At 49.5% G+C, this 2,794-nt stretch carries 3 protein-coding genes; all 3 read right to left on the bottom strand.

Annotation, left to right across the window (positions count from 1 at the left end):
- Positions 1-1,136 (bottom strand): hypothetical protein (locus tag AC29Z1_RS11800; protein WP_488271662.1); only part of this gene is annotated, 1,136 nt, incomplete at its 3' end.
- Positions 1,137-1,141: 5 nt separating this feature from the next.
- Complete coding sequence (gene cydB / locus AC29Z1_RS11795) at positions 1,142-2,146, bottom strand: cytochrome d ubiquinol oxidase subunit II (protein ID WP_488271661.1); 1,005 nt, start codon at positions 2,144-2,146, stop codon at positions 1,142-1,144.
- Positions 2,137-2,794 (bottom strand): cytochrome ubiquinol oxidase subunit I (locus AC29Z1_RS11790; protein WP_488271660.1); only part of this gene is annotated, 658 nt, incomplete at its 5' end. The genes cydB and AC29Z1_RS11790, both read right to left, overlap by 10 nt.

Below are 2,794 nucleotides of genomic sequence, written 5' to 3'. Positions count from 1 at the left end.
TTGGGCATCCAGCCACTACTGCTCAAGGCCAGCACAAATTCAGCAGCCCAGTTTGGTGGAGCTTTAAATATTAACCGGTATAATTCCTGCCAGCGTTCCTGGCTAACAAGCATATCCAGCATGGCTGCCCAATCAGCATGCGTAATCTCTTCATACTCATCTCGGTCGCTGCCTTCTAGCAACAGCTTAGGTAACAGCAAACTATGACCGTTTTTCCGGGCGGCTGCCAAAAACAACTGCCGCTCAGCCGAAGTGGCCTGATTATAGCCTTTAGCTAACAAAGGTCTGGTTTCCTGCCAGTCAAGGGCATAGTATTTATCCCACTGCCCGGTAATACAGTAATATAGAGCGGCTCTACTATCAGGGTCAGGAGCATAGCGGGCCATGACGGCCCAGTTTTTCAGCCGCTCATTTTCTCCGGCAAGAACCATTTCACATAACGCATTAATCGCTTGCCGGTTGGTTAATGTCAGCAGCATCCGTCTGGCTCGCCCGGCTATCGTACGGTCAACATCATCAACCGCCTCCAACAAGGCTGGAATAAGCTCCGGGCCTTCTGTCAGCATCATCCGGTCTGCCCCTGTCTTGAGTACGGTTAGAAGTCGTACCGCTAACGGCTGGGATGCCAGATATCCGGATTCCATAATGATTTGCTCCAGTGCCTGGTTACGGGTTTCTGCCCAAATCCTGCACAAGGTATCAATAGCACTGCCATCGGTTAACCGCATAAGTGCTAACCGGGCATTGGCCGCCAGTTCATCCTGCCTAGTAAGCGCTTCCACCAGTGGAACAATTACCTCAGGCCCCATCGCAGCCAGGAGATAGGGCTGGCCGCCCTGCAGGGCAGCCAATACCCTTTCCCGTATCGCTGCTTCCGCTTCAGCTCGCGCAGCTTCAGCAAGATCATCTTCCGGCGATGTATCTTCCTGATCTGACTGCAAATTCGTCATAATGTCCCGGACGATGTCTCGGATATTCTGGCGTTCCCCGGTGCTAGCAAGCTGGTTTTTAATTACCTCTTCGGCTAGCCTTTTAAGCTCAGCCATATAGTCACTGGGATAAATCCAGGATAACTGCCATAAATATTCTTTATCCTCATCCTGTAACGCCATATCCTCACCACCTGTACCAACCATTTACATTAATATTCTAAGTCTTTAGCCGTTATCCGCTTGCGGAAAGTCCAATATACCCAGCCTTGATACACCAGTATGACAGGCACCAGCGCCAGCGCAGCCACTGTCATAATCGTCAAAGTATATTGCGAGGAGGACGCATTCGTAATTGTCAGACTCCAGGCCGGATTGAGACTTGATACCATCAGTCGAGGAAACAGCCCCCAGAAAAAGGCTATTGTCGTAAACGCAATAGTCAGACTGCTTAACCCAAACCCAAGTCCATAGCGTTTAGCGTATACGGCGGCATAAGCTCCGACAAACAGGACAACTGCTCCCCAGAGAGTAATGCCGGCGCCAGTACTGGCAAACAAGTCGGTGTTGGTGTAGGTCATACCAACAAGCGCCAAACAAAATACCGCTGCCAATATCCCGACCTTAATGGCAGCACTGCGCGCACGTTCCACCAACGCTTCGGTGGTTTTTAGAGTCAAATACATCGCCCCGTGGAAGATAAACACCAACAAGAAAGCCAAACCGCCAACCAGAGTATAAGGACTCAGCAAGTCAAAAAATGTACCTACATACTGCATGCTTGCATCAATGGGAATACCTTTAATCAGATTAGTGACAGCTACCCCCCATAGCAGGGCAGGAATCGCACTGCCGAAAAAAATCATCCAGTCCCATGTTGTTCGCCAAGCAGATTGTTCATCCTTACTGCGAAATTCGAAGGCCACTCCTCTGACAATGAGTGCCATCAACATCAGGAACAATGCTACATAAAAACCGCTGAACATGGTGGCATACACATGCGGAAAGGCAGCAAACATGGCCCCGCCTGCAGTAATCATCCATACCTCATTGCCATCCCAAACCGGGCCGATCGTGTTAATCAGTATCCGACGTTCGGTATCGTCCTTTCCCAGAAAAGGAAGAAGTATTCCCACACCATAGTCAAACCCTTCCAGGAAAAAGAAGCCAACAAACAATACCGTAACCAGAATAAACCAAAGTACAGTTAATTCCATAACATCGCCCCCTTTGCCGGTTTATTGGGAGTTACCGGAGTATCCACCGGGCCTTGCCGAACAAATTTCTGTACAAGATACACAGCGGCACCTGCCAATAAAGCGTATACCAGCGTAAAGCCTATAAGGGAAAGCCAAATGCTACCTGCGCCAATCGACGGCGATACAGCGTCTTCTACCCGTTGCAAACCAAAGACAATCCAGGGCTGGCGGCCGATTTCCGTAACAAACCAGCCTGTCGTATTCGCAATATATGGCAGCGGTAGACTCCATAATACCGCTTTTAACAACCAGGATTTGGTTTCCAGTTGTCCACGCCACCACAGGAAAGCTGCTACCAACACAACCAGCAGCATGACACTACCAGCCGCTACCATGATGCGGAAACTCCAAAATATCGGGGTGACTGCCGGCACATAATTGCCAGGACCGTATTTATCCCTATACTCCTGCTCAATATCGTTAATACCCTTAACCGGGGTATTCGGATCATTATTCGCCAATATCGACAACATAGCCGGAATTTTTATTTCCAACGAATTGGTTCTATTCTGCTCGTCAATCAGGGCAGCTATGGCAAATGGTGCTGGATTGGCAGTCTCCCATAACGCTTCGGCTGCCGCTAATTTCATGGGCTGTGCCTTGACT

It is taken from the genome of Sporomusa sp., assembly GCF_057736855.1.
Note: the sequence above shows the minus strand (reverse complement) of the source record. Positions and strands in the feature narration are given on the sequence as shown.

Bases quoted from the DNA above. Each gene is read 5' to 3' on its own strand.
- cydB (WP_488271661.1), bottom strand. From the start codon at position 2,146: ATGGAATTAACTGTACTTTGGTTTATTCTGGTTACGGTATTGTTTGTT.